The following is a 14529-nucleotide window of genomic DNA, read 5'->3' as shown; positions in this document are numbered from 1 at the left end:
GTGATATGATGGGATTGCTTAGCACATTCGTAAAATGAATGATTTTGATCCCAGGCATCACGAGGATTGGGCAATGCGGAACCTGGATATCGCCACCCTGCGCTCGCTTCAGGCTGTGGCGGAATATGGCGCCGTCACTCGCGCGGCCGAGGCGTTGAACATGACGCAAAGCGCGCTGTCGATGCAGATCAAGCGGCTGGAGGAAGTCTTTGCCCGACCGCTGCTGGAAAAGCAGGGACGGGGCATCGTGCTCAGCGAATTCGCGCAACTGCTGCTGACAGAAAGCCGCAAGCTCGTCGCCCAGAACGACGCGATCATTGCGCGGTTCACCGGCGTGACGCCGGATTGCAGGCTGCGGGTGGGGCTGACGACGGATTGGCCGCCGCTGCACCTGACGCAGGCGGTGCGGCGTTTCCGCGAAGCGCATCCGAACGTCGAGATCGTGTTGAACGACGGCGCGAGCGTCGCGTTGCTGAAGCAGTTCGAGCAGGGTGAGCTGGACGTGATCCTGACGACCGAGGCGGATTGCGGGATGGACGGCACGGTGTTGATGACGATCCCGCTGGTCTGGGTCGGTGCGGTCGATGGCACCGCGTGGCGGCAGCGGCCCTTGATGCTGACCAACGCCTTGTGGTGCGCGTTCCTTCACATGGGGACCGCCGCGCTGAACCGCGCCGGGATCGCATGGCAGCACGCCTCGGGCGTCGGCAGTTGCGAGCGAAACCTGATGATGACGGCTGCCGACCAGGGGGTGAACATCCTGCTGCGCACGCATACCCGCGAGGGTCTGCAGCGGATCGACCACGGGGGCGCTCTGCCGCCGCTGCCCTCGGCGTCGCTGAACATGTATCTGACCAAGGGCAAGGTCGCCGCGATGGCAGGCGAGTTCGGTGGCTATCTGCGCCGTGCGGTTCAGGACGAGGCCCGCGTGGCGGCGTGACGCGTCTGTTCACGGCCGCAAACCGCGCCGATTCCAGGGCAATGGGCGGAATGCGGCCCAGCGGGTCCCGGTTTTGCGGCCAGCGCGTCGTTGCGCCCTTTGCGACCCGCGTGTATCAGGTTTTCAAAAGAACAAAGTGAGGATCGGGCATATGCGCAGGGTCGTTGTCACCGGGCTGGGATTGGTCACGCCGCTGGGATCGGGTGTGGAACATGTGTGGGATCGGCTGCTGAAGGGCGAGTCCGGTGCCGGCACGATCACGCGTTTCGACCCCGAGAACGTGGTCACGAAATACGCCTGCGAAATCCCGTTTGGCGACGGCAGCGACGGCAGCTTCAATCCCGACGACTGGATGGAGCCGAAGGACCGACGCAAGGTCGATGATTTCATCCTGTACGGGATGGCCGCTGCCCAGCAGGCGGTCGAGGACAGCGGCTGGAAGCCCGAAACGGACGAGGATCGCGAGCGCACGGGCGTGATGATTGGGTCCGGGATCGGCGGTCTGACCTCGATCGCGGAAACGGCGGTCCTGATCAAGGAGCGCGGGCCGAAGCGGGTTTCTCCCTTCTTCATTCCGGGCGCGCTGATCAACCTCGTATCCGGGCAGGTCAGCATCCGCTTCGGCTTCAAGGGGCCGAACCATGCGGTCGTCACCGCCTGTTCGACGGGCGCCCATGCCATCGGGGATGCGGCGCGGCTGATCGCGCTCGGCGATGCCGACGTGATGGTCGCGGGCGGGGCCGAGGCGCCGATCAGCGAGATCGGGATCGCCGGGTTCAACGCCTGCAAGGCGCTGTCCACCAAGCGCGCGGATGATCCCAAGGCCGCAAGCCGGCCCTATGACAACGACCGCGATGGCTTCGTGATGGGCGAAGGCGCCGGCGTCGTCGTGCTAGAGGAATACGAACACGCGAAAGCGCGCGGGGCCACGATCTATGCCGAGGTGCTGGGCTATGGGCTGTCTGGCGACGCCTATCACATCACCGCACCCAGCGAGGATGGCGATGGCGGCTTCCGGGCGATGAAGAACGCGCTGCGCTCGGCCGGGATCGAGGCGGACCGGATCGACTATATCAACGCGCACGGGACCAGCACGATGGCCGACACGATCGAGCTTGGCGCTGTCGAGCGGCTGCTGGGCGATCACGCCAAGGATGTCGTGATGTCGTCGACCAAGTCGAGCATCGGGCACCTGCTGGGCGCAGCGGGCGCGGTCGAGGCGATCTTCTGCATCCTCGCCATCCGCGATCAGATCTGCCCGCCGACGATCAACCTGGACGATCCGGCTGTCGAGCCGGTGCTCGATCTGGCGGCGAACGCGGCGGTGCGGCGCAAGGTCGATGTGGCGCTGTCGAACAGCTTCGGCTTCGGCGGAACCAATGCGAGCCTGGTTCTGGGCAAGGTCGCCGGCTGATGTGGCGCAACCTCGCCTCGAACCTGTTCACGCTGATGGTCGTGCTGCTGATCGCGGCGGCGGCGGCGGTGGCGTGGGGCAAGCGTGAATATGCCGGGCCGGGCCCGAGCGAGGTGGCGCAGTGCGTGCAGGTCGCGCCGGGGGCGAGCCTGAACGCGGTGAGCCAGCAGCTGGCCGAACAGGGTGCGATCTCGTCCGCCTACGTGTTCCGGACAGGGGCGGATTACGCAGGCAAGTCGCGCGATTTGAAGTTTGGCAGCTACATGGTGCCGCCGGGCGCCAGCATGGAAGACATCGTCGGCACGATCACCGCGGGCGGCCCGTCCACCTGCGGGACCGAGGTGATTTTCCGCGTCGGCGTGCGCGAGAACAACGTGATCCTGCGCGACATCAATCCCGCGACCGGCGCCTACGAGGATATCGCGCGGCACAATCCGGCCGATGGTGCGGTGCCGGAGGCGATCGCCCAGGCGGCCGAACAGGCGGATGCCCGGCTGCGCTTTGCGGTCGCAGAAGGTGTGACAAGCTGGCAGATCGTCGAAGGGCTGAAGCAGGCGGCGTTCATGTCCGGCGAGGTGGCAGAGGTGCCGGCCGAGGGCAGCCTTGCCCCGGATACCTACGAGGTCGATGCCGGCGCCGATCGGACCGCGCTGCTGAACGAGATGCAGGCGAGGCAGACGGCAATCCTGCAGCGGGAATGGGACGCGCGGCCGTTCGGGTTGCCCTATGCCAGCCCTGAAGAGGCACTGATCATGGCCTCGATCGTCGAAAAGGAGACCGGCATCGCCGAAGAGCGCGAGACGGTGGCGAGCGTCTTCGTCAACCGGCTGGAATCGGGGATGCGGCTGGAGACGGACCCGACGGTGATCTATGGCGTCACGGGCGGCGAGGGGATCCTGGATCGCGGGTTGCGGCGGTCGGAACTGGACACGACGACGCCCTACAACACCTACCGGATCGACGGGCTGCCGCCCACGCCAATTGCGAACCCCGGTGTCGCGGCAATCCGTGCGGCGCTGAACCCGGCCGAGACCGACTACATCTTCTTTGTGGCCGATGGCAGCGGAGGGCATCAGTTTTCGCGCACGCTTGAGGAACATAACGCCGCCGTCGCGCGCTGGCGCGAGATCGAGGCGCAGCGCGGCGAAGCCACGGATTCGCCGGTTCAGGGCGACGGCTGATCGCGCTGGCCGCCCGGAACTGCCGGGCGGGCCGAACCGTTGTCGCGTCATGATTCTTTCATCCGTGGAGGGAGACGGCGATGAAACTGTCCGACATGTTCTCGACCCTGGCGCGCAATGCCGAGGAACTGGAGAAGCGAGTTGCGAAATGGCAGGAGGATCTTGGCAAGAGCGGCGAGGACCTGATGGAAAACGCGCGTCGCTGGCGTGACCAGGCGGCGAAGCGGCAGGACGACCTGAACGCGCAGATCAAGGGCTATTTCGAAGAGGCCGACGAGAAGGTCCGGGCGGAATGGCAGAAGGCCAAGACCGAATGGGACGCAGAGGCGGCCCGCATGGAAGGCAAGACCGTCGAAATGCGCGCCCGGGCAAGCGGCATGGCTGAGGATGCCGCGGCGGACTGGGCCGAGGCCTATGCCGCCAATATGGTGGCCTATGCGCAGAAGGTGCAGGAAGAGGCCAGCAACGCGGTGGCAGCGGCGACAGAGGCACGCGCAAAGGCAAGCGGCAAGGGTTGAGGATTCGCGCTAAGGTTGAGTTTCCGTGCAGCGGTTGCGTCGTTGCACGGTTGCGCACTGTTGGTGTTGCGTGCGGTTAACGGTTTGTTTTATCGTCTTAATCTGATGCTAAAGGCTCGCACTCTGCGTTTGCGATTGACTCACCGCACGCCCTAGAGTAGAACACAAGCAAGCTGGGAGAAGTGGGCAGGCGGCCGGGGGCATCACCCCTTGGGCCGCTTTTTCATTTCTCGCTCGTGCGGACAAAGACACGAGGCGGGACAGTGATTGCATGAACGATATGGAGTGGGGCGGGCCCGGTGACGGTTCCGTGGGGGCCTTGGCGGGCCTTGAAAATCTGCCTGAGGAAGATCGTAAGGTCATCCTCGAGGCGATGAATAAATCCAAGGAAGCCGAGAACGTCGACGAGGTGAATTTCATCTCGTCGCTTTTTCTCAGCTACGTCGCAGACATGCAGCGCGACTATCAGGACATGCGCGCTGGGCGTCATGTTCACATCGACGCGGACGCCCTGAAGAAGGCAGTCAAGTCGGCGCGCGAGGTTCGTGATGCTCTCACCGACCTGAGACGGGAAAGGGATAAGGTTGACAAACTTCGCAAGGACATTGCCGGAAGCATCGGCGGCGGAAGCCTCGACCTTGACGCGGCACGAGATGAGGTCGGGCGCCGCCTGGCTTGCCTCCGCCGAGCCGCGGGAAGTTGACGAGTTCCTGGGCGGGCTGAGCGAGAACGCGCTGATGAGCCTGCCATGGCTGTTCGAGTTCTGGGCGCTGCCGCATCAGTTGCCGCCCGAAGGTGACTGGAAGAGCTGGGTCATCATGGGCGGACGCGGTGCGGGCAAGACCCGCGCCGGGTCCGAATGGGTGCGGCGGCTGGTCGAAGGCTCGACCCCCGTCGCACCCGGCAAGTGCCATCGCGTGGCGCTGGTCGGCGAGACGTTCGATCAGGCCCGCGAGGTGATGGTGATGGGCGAGAGCGGTATTCTCGCCTGTTCGCCGCCCGACCGCCGCCCTCTCTGGGAAGCGGGACGCCGTCGGCTGGTCTGGGCCAACGGCGCGACCGCGACGGTCTATTCGGCGCATGAGCCCGAAGCCCTGCGCGGGCCGCAATTTGACGCGGCCTGGGTGGACGAGCTGGCGAAGTGGAAAAAGGCGGAAGACACCTGGGACATGTTGCAATTCGCACTGCGTCTTGGGGAGCATCCGCAGCAGGTGATCACGACGACGCCGCGCAATGTGGGCGTGCTGAAGCGGATCCTGAAGAACGCGAGCACGGTGACGACCCACGCGCCGACGGATGCAAACCGCGCCTATCTGGCGGAGAGCTTCCTCGCCGAGGTCGAGCAGCGCTATGGCGGCACGCGGCTGGGCCGGCAGGAGCTGGACGGGGTGCTGCTGGACGACGTGGAAGGCGCGCTGTGGACGACCGCCATGCTGGAAGCTTGCCGGGTGGACGAGGCGCCGAAGCTGAGCCGCGTTGTCGTCGCGGTCGATCCGGCGGTGACAGCGGGCAAGGCCAGCGACGAATGCGGCATCGTGGTCGCGGGCGTGGTCAGTGACGGCGAGCCGGGCGCGTGGCGCGGCTATGTGTTGGAGGACGCGACTGTGAAGGGCGGGCCGACCGACTGGGCGCGCGCCGCGATCGCGGCGATGGACCGGCACGGCGCCGAGAGGCTGGTGGCCGAGGTGAATCAGGGCGGCGATCTGGTCGAACAGGTTATTCGGCAGATCGATCCGCTGGTGCCGTTCCGCGGCCTGCGGGCCGGGCGCGGCAAGGGTCTGCGGGCGGAACCGGTGGCGGCGCTGTACGAGCAGGGGCGGATCAAGCATCTGCGGCGCGGCAATCTGGGCGCGCTGGAGGATCAGCTTTGCCAGATGACGGTGCGCGGTTTCGAGGGGCGCGGCAGCCCCGACCGGCTGGATGCGATGGTCTGGGCGTTCCACGACCTGATCATCGAGCCGGCGGCGAGTTATCGGCGGCCGCAGATGCGCTCGCTGTAGGGCCGAGACGACATCGAAGACAAGCAAAGGGCTGCCCTGCGGGGCGGCCCTTTTTCGTACCTGGAGGCCAGGAGGCAAGGCATGGCGTTTCGATTGTTTTCACGGGGGAATGGCGTGGCGGACGCGGCGCCAGCCCCGGTGGTTGAGAAGAAGGCGAGCGCAACCGGGCGGATCGTGGCTTTCGCGAGCGGCTCGGGCCGGGTCGCCTGGTCGCCGCGCGACACGTCGAGCCTGACGCGGGGTGGCTTTGTCGGAAATCCGGTCGGCTTCCGCTCTGTCAAGCTGATCGCCGAGGCTGCGGCGGCTGTCCCGCTGATTTGCGAGGACGCCGAGCGCCGCTTCGACACACATCCCGTGCTGGACCTGCTGCGCCGCCCCAATCCTGGTCAGGGGCGGGCGGAACTGTTCGAGGCGCTGTTCGGGCAGTTGCTGCTGTCGGGCAATGGCTATCTGGAAGCGGCGGGCCTGACCGAGGCCGGGATGCCCGAGGAGCTGCACGTGCTGCGGTCCGACCGGATGAGCGTCGTACCCGGTGCGGACGGCTGGCCCGTCGCCTACGAATATGCGGTGGGGGGGCGCAAGCACCGGTTCGACATGACCGGCAGTCCCGATCCGATCTGTCACATCAAGAGCTTCCATCCGCAGGACGACCATTACGGGTTGTCCCCGATGCAGGCGGCGGCTGTGGCGCTGGACGTGCATTCGAGCGCCAGCGCCTGGTCCAAGGCGCTTCTGGACAATGCGGCGCGGCCCTCGGGGGCCATTATCTATAAGGGGCTGGACGGGCAGGGGAGCCTGTCGCCCGACCAGTATGACCGTCTGGTGGGCGAGATGGAGATGCATCACCAAGGCGCGCGCAACGCCGGCCGACCGATGCTGCTGGAAGGCGGGCTGGACTGGAAACCGATGGGGTTCAGCCCCAGCGACATGGAGTTTCATGCCACCAAGCAGGCCGCCGCGCGCGAAATCGCGCTGGCCTTCGGCGTGCCGCCGATGCTGCTGGGCATACCCGGCGACGCCACCTACGCCAATTACGCCGAAGCGCACCGCGCGTTCTACCGCTTGACCGTCTTGCCGCTTGCGACACGGGTGTCTGCGGCTGTGGCGTGGTGGCTGTCCGAACATCTGGGCGAAGTCATCGAGCTTCGTCCCGATCCCGACAAGATCCCGGCCCTGGCGGAGGAACGTGACCAGCAGTGGAAGCGGATCGGCGAGGCCTCCTTCCTGACCGACGCGGAGAAGCGCGCGCTGCTGGGGCTGCCGCCGCTGGATCAGGATGGCTGAGGTCATGGAGGGGTCGCGGTTCGCGAAGGACGCGTTCGGCTGGCACGACCAGCGCTTCGAGACCCAGGAGCGGATCATGGCGCTGCAGTTTGGTGCGGTCGAGAAGCGACTGGAGAAGATCGAGTCGCTGATCGAGGGGCTGGAACGGCGGTTGTGGATGACGGTTTACGGCGTCGTTGCCGTGATCCTGACCCAGGCCGTTCAGAGCATTCTGGAATTTGCGCCGAAAGGGGGCTGAGATGGATCTGGGGCTAGAGGTGAAGTTCGTGGGCGGTCCGCCGGTGCTGAGCGATGACTCGGTCATCGAAGGCTATGCGAGCCTGTTCGGTGTCACCGATCAAGGCGGGGATTCGGTGCTTCCCGGCGCATTCGCGGCAAGTCTCAAGCGACTTGCCGGTAAAGGCGACAAGGTGCGGATGCTGTGGCAGCACGATCCGACCCGTCCGATCGGCGTCTGGGACGAGGTCCGCGAGGACGGCAAGGGGCTGTGGGTCAAGGGGCGACTGCTGCCCGACGTCGCGCAGGCCCGCGAGGCGGCTGCGCTGATCAAGGCCGGCGCAATCGACGGTCTGTCGATCGGCTATCGCACCGTGCGGGCCGAACGTGACGGCAAGAGCCGCCGTCAACTGGTCGAGCTGGATCTGTGGGAGGTCTCATTGGTGACGTTCCCGATGCTGCCAGAGGCGAAAATTGGCCAGAAGGACGTCGATGATATGCGCGAATTCGCGGCGATCTTTGCTGCGGCGACCGAGGTGCTGCGCGGCGCCTGAAGGATGAAGGACGCCCGGCGTCCGGACAGTTCGACCGCTGCGGGGGCAGCATCGAAAGCGGGAGGCGATGGCCACCCAATCACGCAAGGAGACCGACATGACCGAGGGCAAATCCGCCACCGGCGCCACCGAAATCAATGCGCCCGGTGAGTTGAAGGGGGCCATGCTTGGGTTCGTCAACGAGCTCAGGACCTTTCGCGAAGAAATCGAAAATCGTCTGCAAACACAGGAAAAACGCATGACCATGCTGGACCGCAAGACCGCTTTCCGGGGCCGTGCGCCCTTGTCGACGGAAGCCGAGATCGAAGTGCCGCATCAGAAAGCCTTCAACGCCTATCTGCGCAGCGGTGCTGATGACGGCTTGCGTGGCCTTTCCATCGAGGAAAAGGGCCTGACTGTCGCCGGCGACGGCGGCTTTCTTGCTGCGCCGCAGGTCGCCGACACCGTGCAGAGCGTGCTGAGCGCCAGCGCTTCGCTGCGCAAGCTGGCCAATGTCGTCACGGTCGAAAGTGCGACCTATGAAGTGCTGGTCGACAAGGGTGACACCGGTGCGGGCTGGGCCACCGAGACAGCCAGCGCCGAGACTGCGCCGGGTGGCATCGACCGCATCACCATTCCCCTGCACGAGCTGTCGGCCATGCCCAAGGCGAGCCAGCGTTTGCTGGACGACGCTGCGTTCGACGTCGAGGGCTGGCTGGCCGAGCGGATCGGCGAGAAATTCGCGCGCGCCGAGTCCGCTGCCTTCATCAACGGCGACGGCATCGACAAGCCGAAAGGCATCTTGTTCTACCCGACCGCCGCAAACGGCACCGAGGGTGACGGGCAGCTGGGCACCGTCGATTCCGGTGCGATCGGCGGCTTTGCCGATACCGATCCCGCCGATGCGCTGATCGATCTCGTCTATGCCCTGGCGGCGGAGTACCGGGCCAATGCGTCGTTCGTCATGAACTCGAAGACCGCCGCGCAGGTGCGCAAACTGAAGGACAGCGACGGTCGTTACATCTGGACCGACTCGCTGGCGGCAGGTCAGCCCGCGCTGCTTCTGGGCTATCCGGTCGAAACCAGCGAGGACATGCCCGAGGTTGACAGCGGCGAGACCGCAATCGCTTTCGGCGACTTCCGCGCCGGGTATACGATCGTCGAGCGTCCCGACCTGCGCGTGCTCCGCGATCCGTTCAGCGCCAAGCCCCACGTCCTGTTCTACGCGACCAAGCGCGTGGGCGGCGGCGTGACCGACTTCAAGGCCATCAAGCTGATGAAGTTCGTCTGACGATCCGTCAGGCGAAAAAGGGGCCGCGTCATCACGCGGAACAGGCGGCGCCTGCAGCTGTCCGCGCGTGCAGGAATCGTCCGCGCGACGCGGCCCCACTCTTTTCGCATCTAGTCAAGGTGCCGGGCGGATGCCGCCCGGCTACCGACAACTTGGACGCGGGCTGACGCAGGACGGAAGGGTCGAGGGATGATGTTGATCGAAGAAGCGGCGCTTGCGGCGGATGCCCTGCCCATCGCCGAACTCGCGGAATATTTGCGGCTCGGCTCGGGCTTCGACCTGGTGGACGATGCGGCCGAGAACGCGGCGCTGGCTGGCTTCCTGCGTGCCGCGATCGCGACGATCGAGGCGCGGACAGGCAAGGTGCTTCTGACGCGCCGCTTCCGGATGCAGCTGGATGACTGGCGCGACCGGCTGGGTCAGACGCTGCCGCTTGCTCCGGTCCTATCCGTCGACCGGATCGAGATCGACGACGGCAACGGAACGGTCACGGAATTGCCGGTCGAGAACTGGCGTCTGGTTCCCGACTTGCAACGGCCGACGATCCTGCCTGCCGGTGTGATCCTGCCTCATGTGCCGCGTCGGGGCATGGTCACGATCACCTTCACGGCCGGTTTCGGACAGGCTTGGTCGAACGTGCCGGGCGATCTGGCGCAGGCTGTGCTGATGCTGGCATCGCGCTATTACGAGGATCGCGGATTTGATGGGTCGCGTAGCGGCGTACCGCATGGCGTGAGCGCGCTGATCGACCGCTGGAGGCAGATCCGCACGCTTGCCGGGCGCGGCAGCCGGGAGGCCCGGTGATGGTCGCACCACGGCTTTGCACCCCGCTGATCCTGGAAGAGGCCGAGCGGGTTTCCGACGGAATGGGCGGACACGGGCTGCACTGGCGGCCCGTCGCGCGGCTTTGGGCCGAGCTGAAAAGCGGCAGCGGCCGCGAACGCGGCGGCGAGGTTGGGCCGGTCAGCGTGGCCAACTGGCGGATCACACTGCGCGGCGCCCGTCCGGGCGACCCCAGGCGGCCCCGTCCAGGGCAGAGGCTGCGTATGGCGGGACGGTTCTTCCTGATCGATGCGGTGACCGAAGATGGCGCTGATGGACGCTGGCTGACCTGCTTCGCGCACGAGGAGAATTGAGGCATGAGCTATTCATCGTCAGTGGCGCTTCAGGCGGCCGTATATCGCCATCTGCGCGACGATCCGGCCCTGTCGGATCTGATCGGGGATTCGATCTTTGACGCGATGCCGGTCGAGGCTCCAAGCGGGCCCTATGTCTCATTAGGCCCCGAAGATGCCGTCGATGCGGGTGATATGACCGGACGCGGTTCACGTCATGACTTCGTCGTGTCGGTTCTAGCCGGAAGCGATCAGAGCGTTGGCTTCCATTCGGTCAAGCGCGTCGCGGCTGCAGTGTCGGACGCGCTGGAGAACGGCGGTGTCGAACTGGAGCAGGGACATCTGACGGCGATCTGGTTCCAACGCGCCAAGGCGCGACGGGTTGAAAACGGCGCGGCGCGGCGAGTCGATCTGACCTTCCGCGCCCGAATTGATCTAGGCTGAGGAGTAGGGACCGATGGCTGTACAGAATGGACGTGATCTTCTGATCAAGATGGACATGACCGGCGACGGCGCGTTCGAAACGGTGGCCGGACTGCGCGCAACGCGACTGTCGTTCAACGCCGAGACGGTCGACGTCACAAGCCTGGAGAGCGAGGGCGGCTGGCGCGAGTTGCTGGGCGGTGCGGGGATGCGCAGCGCGACCCTGTCAGGCTCGGGTGTGTTCCGTGACGCCAGCACGGATGGACGAGCAAGACAGATTTTCTTTGACGGAGAGATGCCGCGCTATCAGGTCATCATCCCTGATTTCGGCACTGTCGAAGGTCCCTTCCAGATCACCAGTCTGGAGTATTCCGGCAGCTACAACGGCGAGGCGACCTACGAGCTGAGCATGTCCTCGGCCGGGGCCCTGACATTCGAGGCGATGTGATGGCTAACCCGCAATCCGGGGAGGTCTCGGTCGTGATCGATGGCCGCGCGCAGACCGCCAAGCTGACGCTCGGCGCATTGGCTGAGATGGAGGCATCGTTGGGAGATGACAGCCTACTGGCGATGGTCGAGCGCTTCGAGAGTGGTCAGTTTCGCAGCCGGGACGTTCTGGCGGTTCTGGTCGCCGGGTTGCGCGGCGGCGGCTGGAGAGGCGACACCGGCGATTTGCTCAACGCGGATATCGGTGGCGGGCCACTCGGCGCTGCACGCTCGGCGGCTGAATTGCTCGCACGAGCGTTTCGCTTCGCATGAGTGTCGGCTCGGACGCGAAAGCAAATGGGCTCGACTGGCCCGGACTGATGCGAGCGGGCATTCGCGGACTGGGGTTGAAGCCCGCCGACTTTTGGGCGCTCAGCCCAGCGGAGTTGGCGATGATGCTGGGCGTTGATGCGCACCCCAAGATGATGACGCGGGATCGGCTGGCCGAACTTGCCGCTAAATATCCGGACCAACGCTAGGCTTGATCCGGAAGCATGACGAGGAGCGCGGACATGGCAGACAGAAGCGGGTTCGACAGCGCGTCGGACCGTCTGGACGAGGGGTTCGATCAAGGTGGCCGCGTGACCGCGGAATTCGAGCGTGAACTGGCGCGGCTGCGCCAATCCATGATGTTCACCAGCCGTGAGGTCGGCACTTTGTCCTCGGGTCTCGAAGGCGGTCTGAGGAGAGCCTTCGAGGGGGTGGCCTTTGATGGACTTAAACTATCAGACGCGCTGAAGGGCGTCGCGCGAACGATGGCCGACACGATTTATTCCATCGCCATGAAGCCCGTCGAGCAGGCGCTGGCAGGTTCCATCGCTGGCGGTCTCGGCAACATGATCTCAGGCGTCAAACCCTTCGCCGATGGCGGCGCCTTCAGCCAGGGTAGGGTGATGGCCTTTGCGAAGGGCGGCGTGGTGACGCAGCCGACGCATTTCCCCATGCGCGGCGCCACGGGGCTCATGGGCGAGGCGGGACCAGAAGCGATCATGCCACTGACCCGTGGCGCCGACGGTCGATTGGGTGTCGCGACGCAAGGTGGTCGCGCAACTCAGGTCACCATCAACATCTCGACACCGGACGTCGAAGGATTCCGCCGAAGTCAGTCGCAAATCGCGGCGCAATTGGGCCGCGCACTGGCTCGTGGTGAACGGAACGGGTGAGGTCCAAGAATGGCATTTCATGATGTGCGCTTTCCCGCAAACCTGTCACTGGGGTCGATCGGAGGTCCTGAGCGCCGGACCGAGATCGTCACGCTGACCAGTGGCTTCGAAGAGCGCAACAGTCCTTGGGCGCACTCGCGTCGGCGCTACGATGCGGGAATGGGACTGCGATCCTTGGACGACATGTCCGAGCTTCTGGCCTTCTTCGAGGCGCGCGGCGGACAGATGCATGGCTTTCGCTGGAAGGACTGGGCCGATCACAAGAGCTGTGCGCCCTCGGTCCAACCGGGATTCGAAGATCAGGTCATCGGCATCGGCGACGGAGTCCGGCGTGAATTCTCGCTGACGAAGGCTTATTCGTCCGGCGGGGTGAGTTACCTGCGGCCGATCCAGAAGCCGGTTCTTAACAGTGTCCGAGCTGGTGTTGGCGGCGTCGAAAGAGTTCAGACGCTCGATTACGCCATCGACCATGACACGGGTACCTGCACTTTTGCGGTTCCGCCGGACGTCGGCGCCAGCGTTACGGCTGGTTTCGAGTTCGACGTGCCCGTGCGCTTCGACACCGACCGGATCGCGGTATCGGTGGCGTCCTTCCGAGCAGGCGATCTGCCGCAGGTTCCCATCATCGAGGTGCGGATATGACGACGACAACGATCGCGCGCGCTTGGCGGATCAACCGGTCAGACGGCACCACATTGGGGTTTACTGATCACGACGGCCCCTTGGAATTCGATGGTGTGGTCTTTCGACCGGATAGCGGACTGTCGGCGCGCGCTCTTGTGCAGGCGGTCGGACTTTCGGTCGACAACACCGAGGCTGAAGGCGCGCTGAGCGACGAAGCCATCACCGAGACCGACCTGATCGCTGGGCGATGGGATGGTGCGGAACTGAGCATGTGGGAAGTAGACTGGAGCGATCCTTCTCAGCGGCGTTTGGCATTTCGTGGTCATATCGGCGAGGTGTCACGACGAGGTGGCGGCTTTCGTGCCGAGCTGCGTGGCCTGTCCGAGGCGCTAAACAAGTCCATGGGACGGGCCTATCACCCGCGTTGTTCGGCCCGCTTGGGCGATCGTTGGTGCAAGGTCGATCTTGAGCAGGCACAATTGCGGGTCGAAGCGAGTATCGTCGCGATTGACGATGACAGGACGTTTCGGATCGATACCCTGGTGGGTTACAGGGCGCGTTGGTTCGACCATGGGTCGATGAGTGTCCTTAGTGGCGCCTGCTCGGGTGTCACGGCGCCCATCAAAAACGACCGTCTGCTTTCAGTTGGGCGCCGGCAGATCGAACTTTGGGCTGCTGCAAGCGCACCTATGGCGGTGGGCGACAGGGTAAGCTTGACCGCGGGCTGCGACAAGAGCGGGGCCTGCTGTCGCGATAAGTTCGACAACTATCTGAATTTTCGTGGCTTTCCGCACATGCCGGGAGAGGATTGGCTAGTCGCGCCTCAGGTCGAAAAGCGCCGCAAGGATGTTGCCGTGGTTGCGCAGTTTCAGCCTTACAGCGGCAGGTCGGGCGATGACAGCTGACGTCGTTGATATGGCGCGGCGCTGGATCGGGACCCCATACATTCATCAACACAGCGCAAATGGCGCCGGAACGGACTGTCTTGGTCTGATCCGCGGCTTGTGGCGTGAGCGCTACGGCTCTGAACCAGAAGTGGCGCCGGCCTACACCCCAGATTGGGGCGAATGCGGCCGAGAAGAAGTGTTGCTGGCCGGTGCGTTGCGGCACCTGCGACCGGTGCATGCGGCAGCGGTCGAGGTGCCGGGTGAGGTGCTTCTGTTCCGGATGCGTCAAGGCGGCGTTGCGAAACATCTGGGCGTGCTGTCCGAGACGGGAGAGCACGCGGCCTTCATTCACGCTTACGACCGTCATGGCGTTGTCGAGAGCCCGCTGAGTACGCCCTGGCGACGACGCATCGCCGCCAGGTTCCTTTTCCCATGACCTGACTTTCAGGAGAAC

Annotated in this window: 20 protein-coding genes; all 20 read left to right on the top strand. The window is 65.0% G+C overall.

Annotated elements, in window-relative coordinates; translation table 11 throughout:
- Window positions 1-73: 73 nt before the first annotated feature.
- The 20 genes from MLD63_RS15905 (at window position 74) to MLD63_RS15810 (ending at window position 14511) form a co-directional block, all read left to right on the top strand.
- Window positions 74-940: a LysR family transcriptional regulator gene (locus tag MLD63_RS15905; protein ID WP_255330900.1), complete on the top strand. Its 867-nt coding sequence runs from the start codon at window positions 74-76 to the stop codon at window positions 938-940.
- A gap of 151 nt (window positions 941-1091) precedes the next feature.
- Complete coding sequence (gene fabF / locus MLD63_RS15900) at window positions 1092-2354, top strand: beta-ketoacyl-ACP synthase II (protein ID WP_255330899.1); 1263 nt, start codon at window positions 1092-1094, stop codon at window positions 2352-2354.
- Entirely contained in the window at window positions 2354-3535 is a 1182-nt protein-coding gene (mltG, locus tag MLD63_RS15895; RefSeq protein ID WP_255330898.1) for an endolytic transglycosylase MltG, read from the top strand. The genes fabF and mltG overlap by 1 nt, the downstream gene beginning before the upstream one ends.
- Before the next feature lie 80 nt (window positions 3536-3615).
- Window positions 3616-4053: a hypothetical protein gene (locus MLD63_RS15890; protein WP_255330897.1), complete on the top strand. Its 438-nt coding sequence runs from the start codon at window positions 3616-3618 to the stop codon at window positions 4051-4053.
- 271 nt (window positions 4054-4324) lie between these two features.
- Entirely contained in the window at window positions 4325-4756 is a 432-nt protein-coding gene (locus MLD63_RS15885; protein WP_255330896.1) for a hypothetical protein, read from the top strand.
- On the top strand, window positions 4707-6053 hold the full coding sequence (locus MLD63_RS15880) for a DNA-packaging protein (protein WP_255330895.1): 1347 nt from the start codon (window positions 4707-4709) through the stop codon (window positions 6051-6053). The genes MLD63_RS15885 and MLD63_RS15880 overlap by 50 nt, the downstream gene beginning before the upstream one ends.
- 81 nt (window positions 6054-6134) lie before the next feature.
- Entirely contained in the window at window positions 6135-7337 is a 1203-nt protein-coding gene (locus MLD63_RS15875; RefSeq protein WP_255330894.1) for a phage portal protein, read from the top strand.
- Window positions 7338-7341: 4 nt separating this feature from the next.
- Window positions 7342-7575: a GTA head formation protein, RCAP_rcc01685 family gene (locus tag MLD63_RS15870; protein WP_255330949.1), complete on the top strand. Its 234-nt coding sequence runs from the start codon at window positions 7342-7344 to the stop codon at window positions 7573-7575.
- A 1-nt stretch (window position 7576) separates the two neighbouring features.
- Entirely contained in the window at window positions 7577-8107 is a 531-nt protein-coding gene (locus MLD63_RS15865; RefSeq protein WP_255330893.1) for an HK97 family phage prohead protease, read from the top strand.
- A 97-nt stretch (window positions 8108-8204) separates the two neighbouring features.
- Complete coding sequence (locus MLD63_RS15860) at window positions 8205-9377, top strand: phage major capsid protein (RefSeq protein ID WP_255330948.1); 1173 nt, start codon at window positions 8205-8207, stop codon at window positions 9375-9377.
- A gap of 189 nt (window positions 9378-9566) precedes the next feature.
- On the top strand, window positions 9567-10181 hold the full coding sequence (locus MLD63_RS15855; protein ID WP_255330892.1) for a head-tail connector protein: 615 nt from the start codon (window positions 9567-9569) through the stop codon (window positions 10179-10181).
- On the top strand, window positions 10181-10513 hold the full coding sequence (locus MLD63_RS15850; RefSeq protein ID WP_255330891.1) for a head-tail adaptor protein: 333 nt from the start codon (window positions 10181-10183) through the stop codon (window positions 10511-10513). Before MLD63_RS15855 ends, MLD63_RS15850 begins: the two co-directional genes overlap by 1 nt.
- A 3-nt stretch (window positions 10514-10516) precedes the next feature.
- Complete coding sequence (locus tag MLD63_RS15845; RefSeq protein ID WP_255330890.1) at window positions 10517-10936, top strand: DUF3168 domain-containing protein; 420 nt, start codon at window positions 10517-10519, stop codon at window positions 10934-10936.
- 13 nt (window positions 10937-10949) lie between these two features.
- Entirely contained in the window at window positions 10950-11363 is a 414-nt protein-coding gene (locus MLD63_RS15840; protein WP_255330889.1) for a phage major tail protein, TP901-1 family, read from the top strand.
- Window positions 11363-11674: a gene transfer agent family protein gene (locus tag MLD63_RS15835; RefSeq protein ID WP_255330888.1), complete on the top strand. Its 312-nt coding sequence runs from the start codon at window positions 11363-11365 to the stop codon at window positions 11672-11674. The genes MLD63_RS15840 and MLD63_RS15835 overlap by 1 nt, the downstream gene beginning before the upstream one ends.
- Window positions 11671-11880: a phage tail assembly chaperone gene (locus MLD63_RS15830; protein ID WP_255330887.1), complete on the top strand. Its 210-nt coding sequence runs from the start codon at window positions 11671-11673 to the stop codon at window positions 11878-11880. The genes MLD63_RS15835 and MLD63_RS15830 overlap by 4 nt, the downstream gene beginning before the upstream one ends.
- Window positions 11881-11913: 33 nt before the next feature.
- Window positions 11914-12564, top strand: a complete 651-nt coding sequence (locus MLD63_RS15825; RefSeq protein ID WP_255330886.1) for an RcGTA-type gene transfer agent tail tape measure protein — start codon at window positions 11914-11916, stop codon at window positions 12562-12564.
- A 9-nt stretch (window positions 12565-12573) separates the two neighbouring features.
- Window positions 12574-13206 carry a DUF2460 domain-containing protein gene (locus MLD63_RS15820; protein ID WP_255330885.1) on the top strand — a complete coding sequence of 211 codons (633 nt, stop codon included), beginning with the start codon at window positions 12574-12576 and terminating at the stop codon, window positions 13204-13206.
- Entirely contained in the window at window positions 13203-14093 is an 891-nt protein-coding gene (locus MLD63_RS15815; protein ID WP_255330884.1) for a phage/gene transfer agent baseplate hub protein, read from the top strand. Before MLD63_RS15820 ends, MLD63_RS15815 begins: the two co-directional genes overlap by 4 nt.
- Window positions 14083-14511 carry a C40 family peptidase gene (locus tag MLD63_RS15810; protein WP_255330883.1) on the top strand — a complete coding sequence of 143 codons (429 nt, stop codon included), beginning with the start codon at window positions 14083-14085 and terminating at the stop codon, window positions 14509-14511. Before MLD63_RS15815 ends, MLD63_RS15810 begins: the two co-directional genes overlap by 11 nt.
- Window positions 14512-14529 lie beyond the last annotated feature (18 nt).

Origin of the sequence: Paracoccus albicereus (assembly GCF_024359525.1) — a bacterium.
GTDB classification, from domain to species: Bacteria; Pseudomonadota; Alphaproteobacteria; order Rhodobacterales; family Rhodobacteraceae; genus Paracoccus; species Paracoccus albicereus.
This window is presented reverse-complemented; position numbering and strand designations above follow the sequence as displayed.

What these genes read in the sequence shown, in the direction of transcription:
- MLD63_RS15905 (WP_255330900.1), top strand. Translation starts at nt 74, where the DNA reads ATGCGGAACCTGGATATCGCCACCCTGCGCTCGCTTCAGGCTGTGGCG.
- fabF (WP_255330899.1), top strand. Translation starts at nt 1,092, where the DNA reads ATGCGCAGGGTCGTTGTCACCGGGCTGGGATTGGTCACGCCGCTGGGA.
- mltG (WP_255330898.1), top strand. Translation starts at nt 2,354, where the DNA reads ATGTGGCGCAACCTCGCCTCGAACCTGTTCACGCTGATGGTCGTGCTG.
- MLD63_RS15890 (WP_255330897.1), top strand. Translation starts at nt 3,616, where the DNA reads ATGAAACTGTCCGACATGTTCTCGACCCTGGCGCGCAATGCCGAGGAA.
- MLD63_RS15885 (WP_255330896.1), top strand. Translation starts at nt 4,325, where the DNA reads ATGAACGATATGGAGTGGGGCGGGCCCGGTGACGGTTCCGTGGGGGCC.
- MLD63_RS15880 (WP_255330895.1), top strand. Translation starts at nt 4,707, where the DNA reads ATGAGGTCGGGCGCCGCCTGGCTTGCCTCCGCCGAGCCGCGGGAAGTT.
- MLD63_RS15875 (WP_255330894.1), top strand. Translation starts at nt 6,135, where the DNA reads ATGGCGTTTCGATTGTTTTCACGGGGGAATGGCGTGGCGGACGCGGCG.
- MLD63_RS15870 (WP_255330949.1), top strand. Translation starts at nt 7,342, where the DNA reads ATGGAGGGGTCGCGGTTCGCGAAGGACGCGTTCGGCTGGCACGACCAG.
- MLD63_RS15865 (WP_255330893.1), top strand. Translation starts at nt 7,577, where the DNA reads ATGGATCTGGGGCTAGAGGTGAAGTTCGTGGGCGGTCCGCCGGTGCTG.
- MLD63_RS15860 (WP_255330948.1), top strand. Translation starts at nt 8,205, where the DNA reads ATGACCGAGGGCAAATCCGCCACCGGCGCCACCGAAATCAATGCGCCC.
- MLD63_RS15855 (WP_255330892.1), top strand. Translation starts at nt 9,567, where the DNA reads ATGATGTTGATCGAAGAAGCGGCGCTTGCGGCGGATGCCCTGCCCATC.
- MLD63_RS15850 (WP_255330891.1), top strand. Translation starts at nt 10,181, where the DNA reads ATGGTCGCACCACGGCTTTGCACCCCGCTGATCCTGGAAGAGGCCGAG.
- MLD63_RS15845 (WP_255330890.1), top strand. Translation starts at nt 10,517, where the DNA reads ATGAGCTATTCATCGTCAGTGGCGCTTCAGGCGGCCGTATATCGCCAT.
- MLD63_RS15840 (WP_255330889.1), top strand. Translation starts at nt 10,950, where the DNA reads ATGGCTGTACAGAATGGACGTGATCTTCTGATCAAGATGGACATGACC.
- MLD63_RS15835 (WP_255330888.1), top strand. Translation starts at nt 11,363, where the DNA reads ATGGCTAACCCGCAATCCGGGGAGGTCTCGGTCGTGATCGATGGCCGC.
- MLD63_RS15830 (WP_255330887.1), top strand. Translation starts at nt 11,671, where the DNA reads ATGAGTGTCGGCTCGGACGCGAAAGCAAATGGGCTCGACTGGCCCGGA.
- MLD63_RS15825 (WP_255330886.1), top strand. Translation starts at nt 11,914, where the DNA reads ATGGCAGACAGAAGCGGGTTCGACAGCGCGTCGGACCGTCTGGACGAG.
- MLD63_RS15820 (WP_255330885.1), top strand. Translation starts at nt 12,574, where the DNA reads ATGGCATTTCATGATGTGCGCTTTCCCGCAAACCTGTCACTGGGGTCG.
- MLD63_RS15815 (WP_255330884.1), top strand. Translation starts at nt 13,203, where the DNA reads ATGACGACGACAACGATCGCGCGCGCTTGGCGGATCAACCGGTCAGAC.
- MLD63_RS15810 (WP_255330883.1), top strand. Translation starts at nt 14,083, where the DNA reads ATGACAGCTGACGTCGTTGATATGGCGCGGCGCTGGATCGGGACCCCA.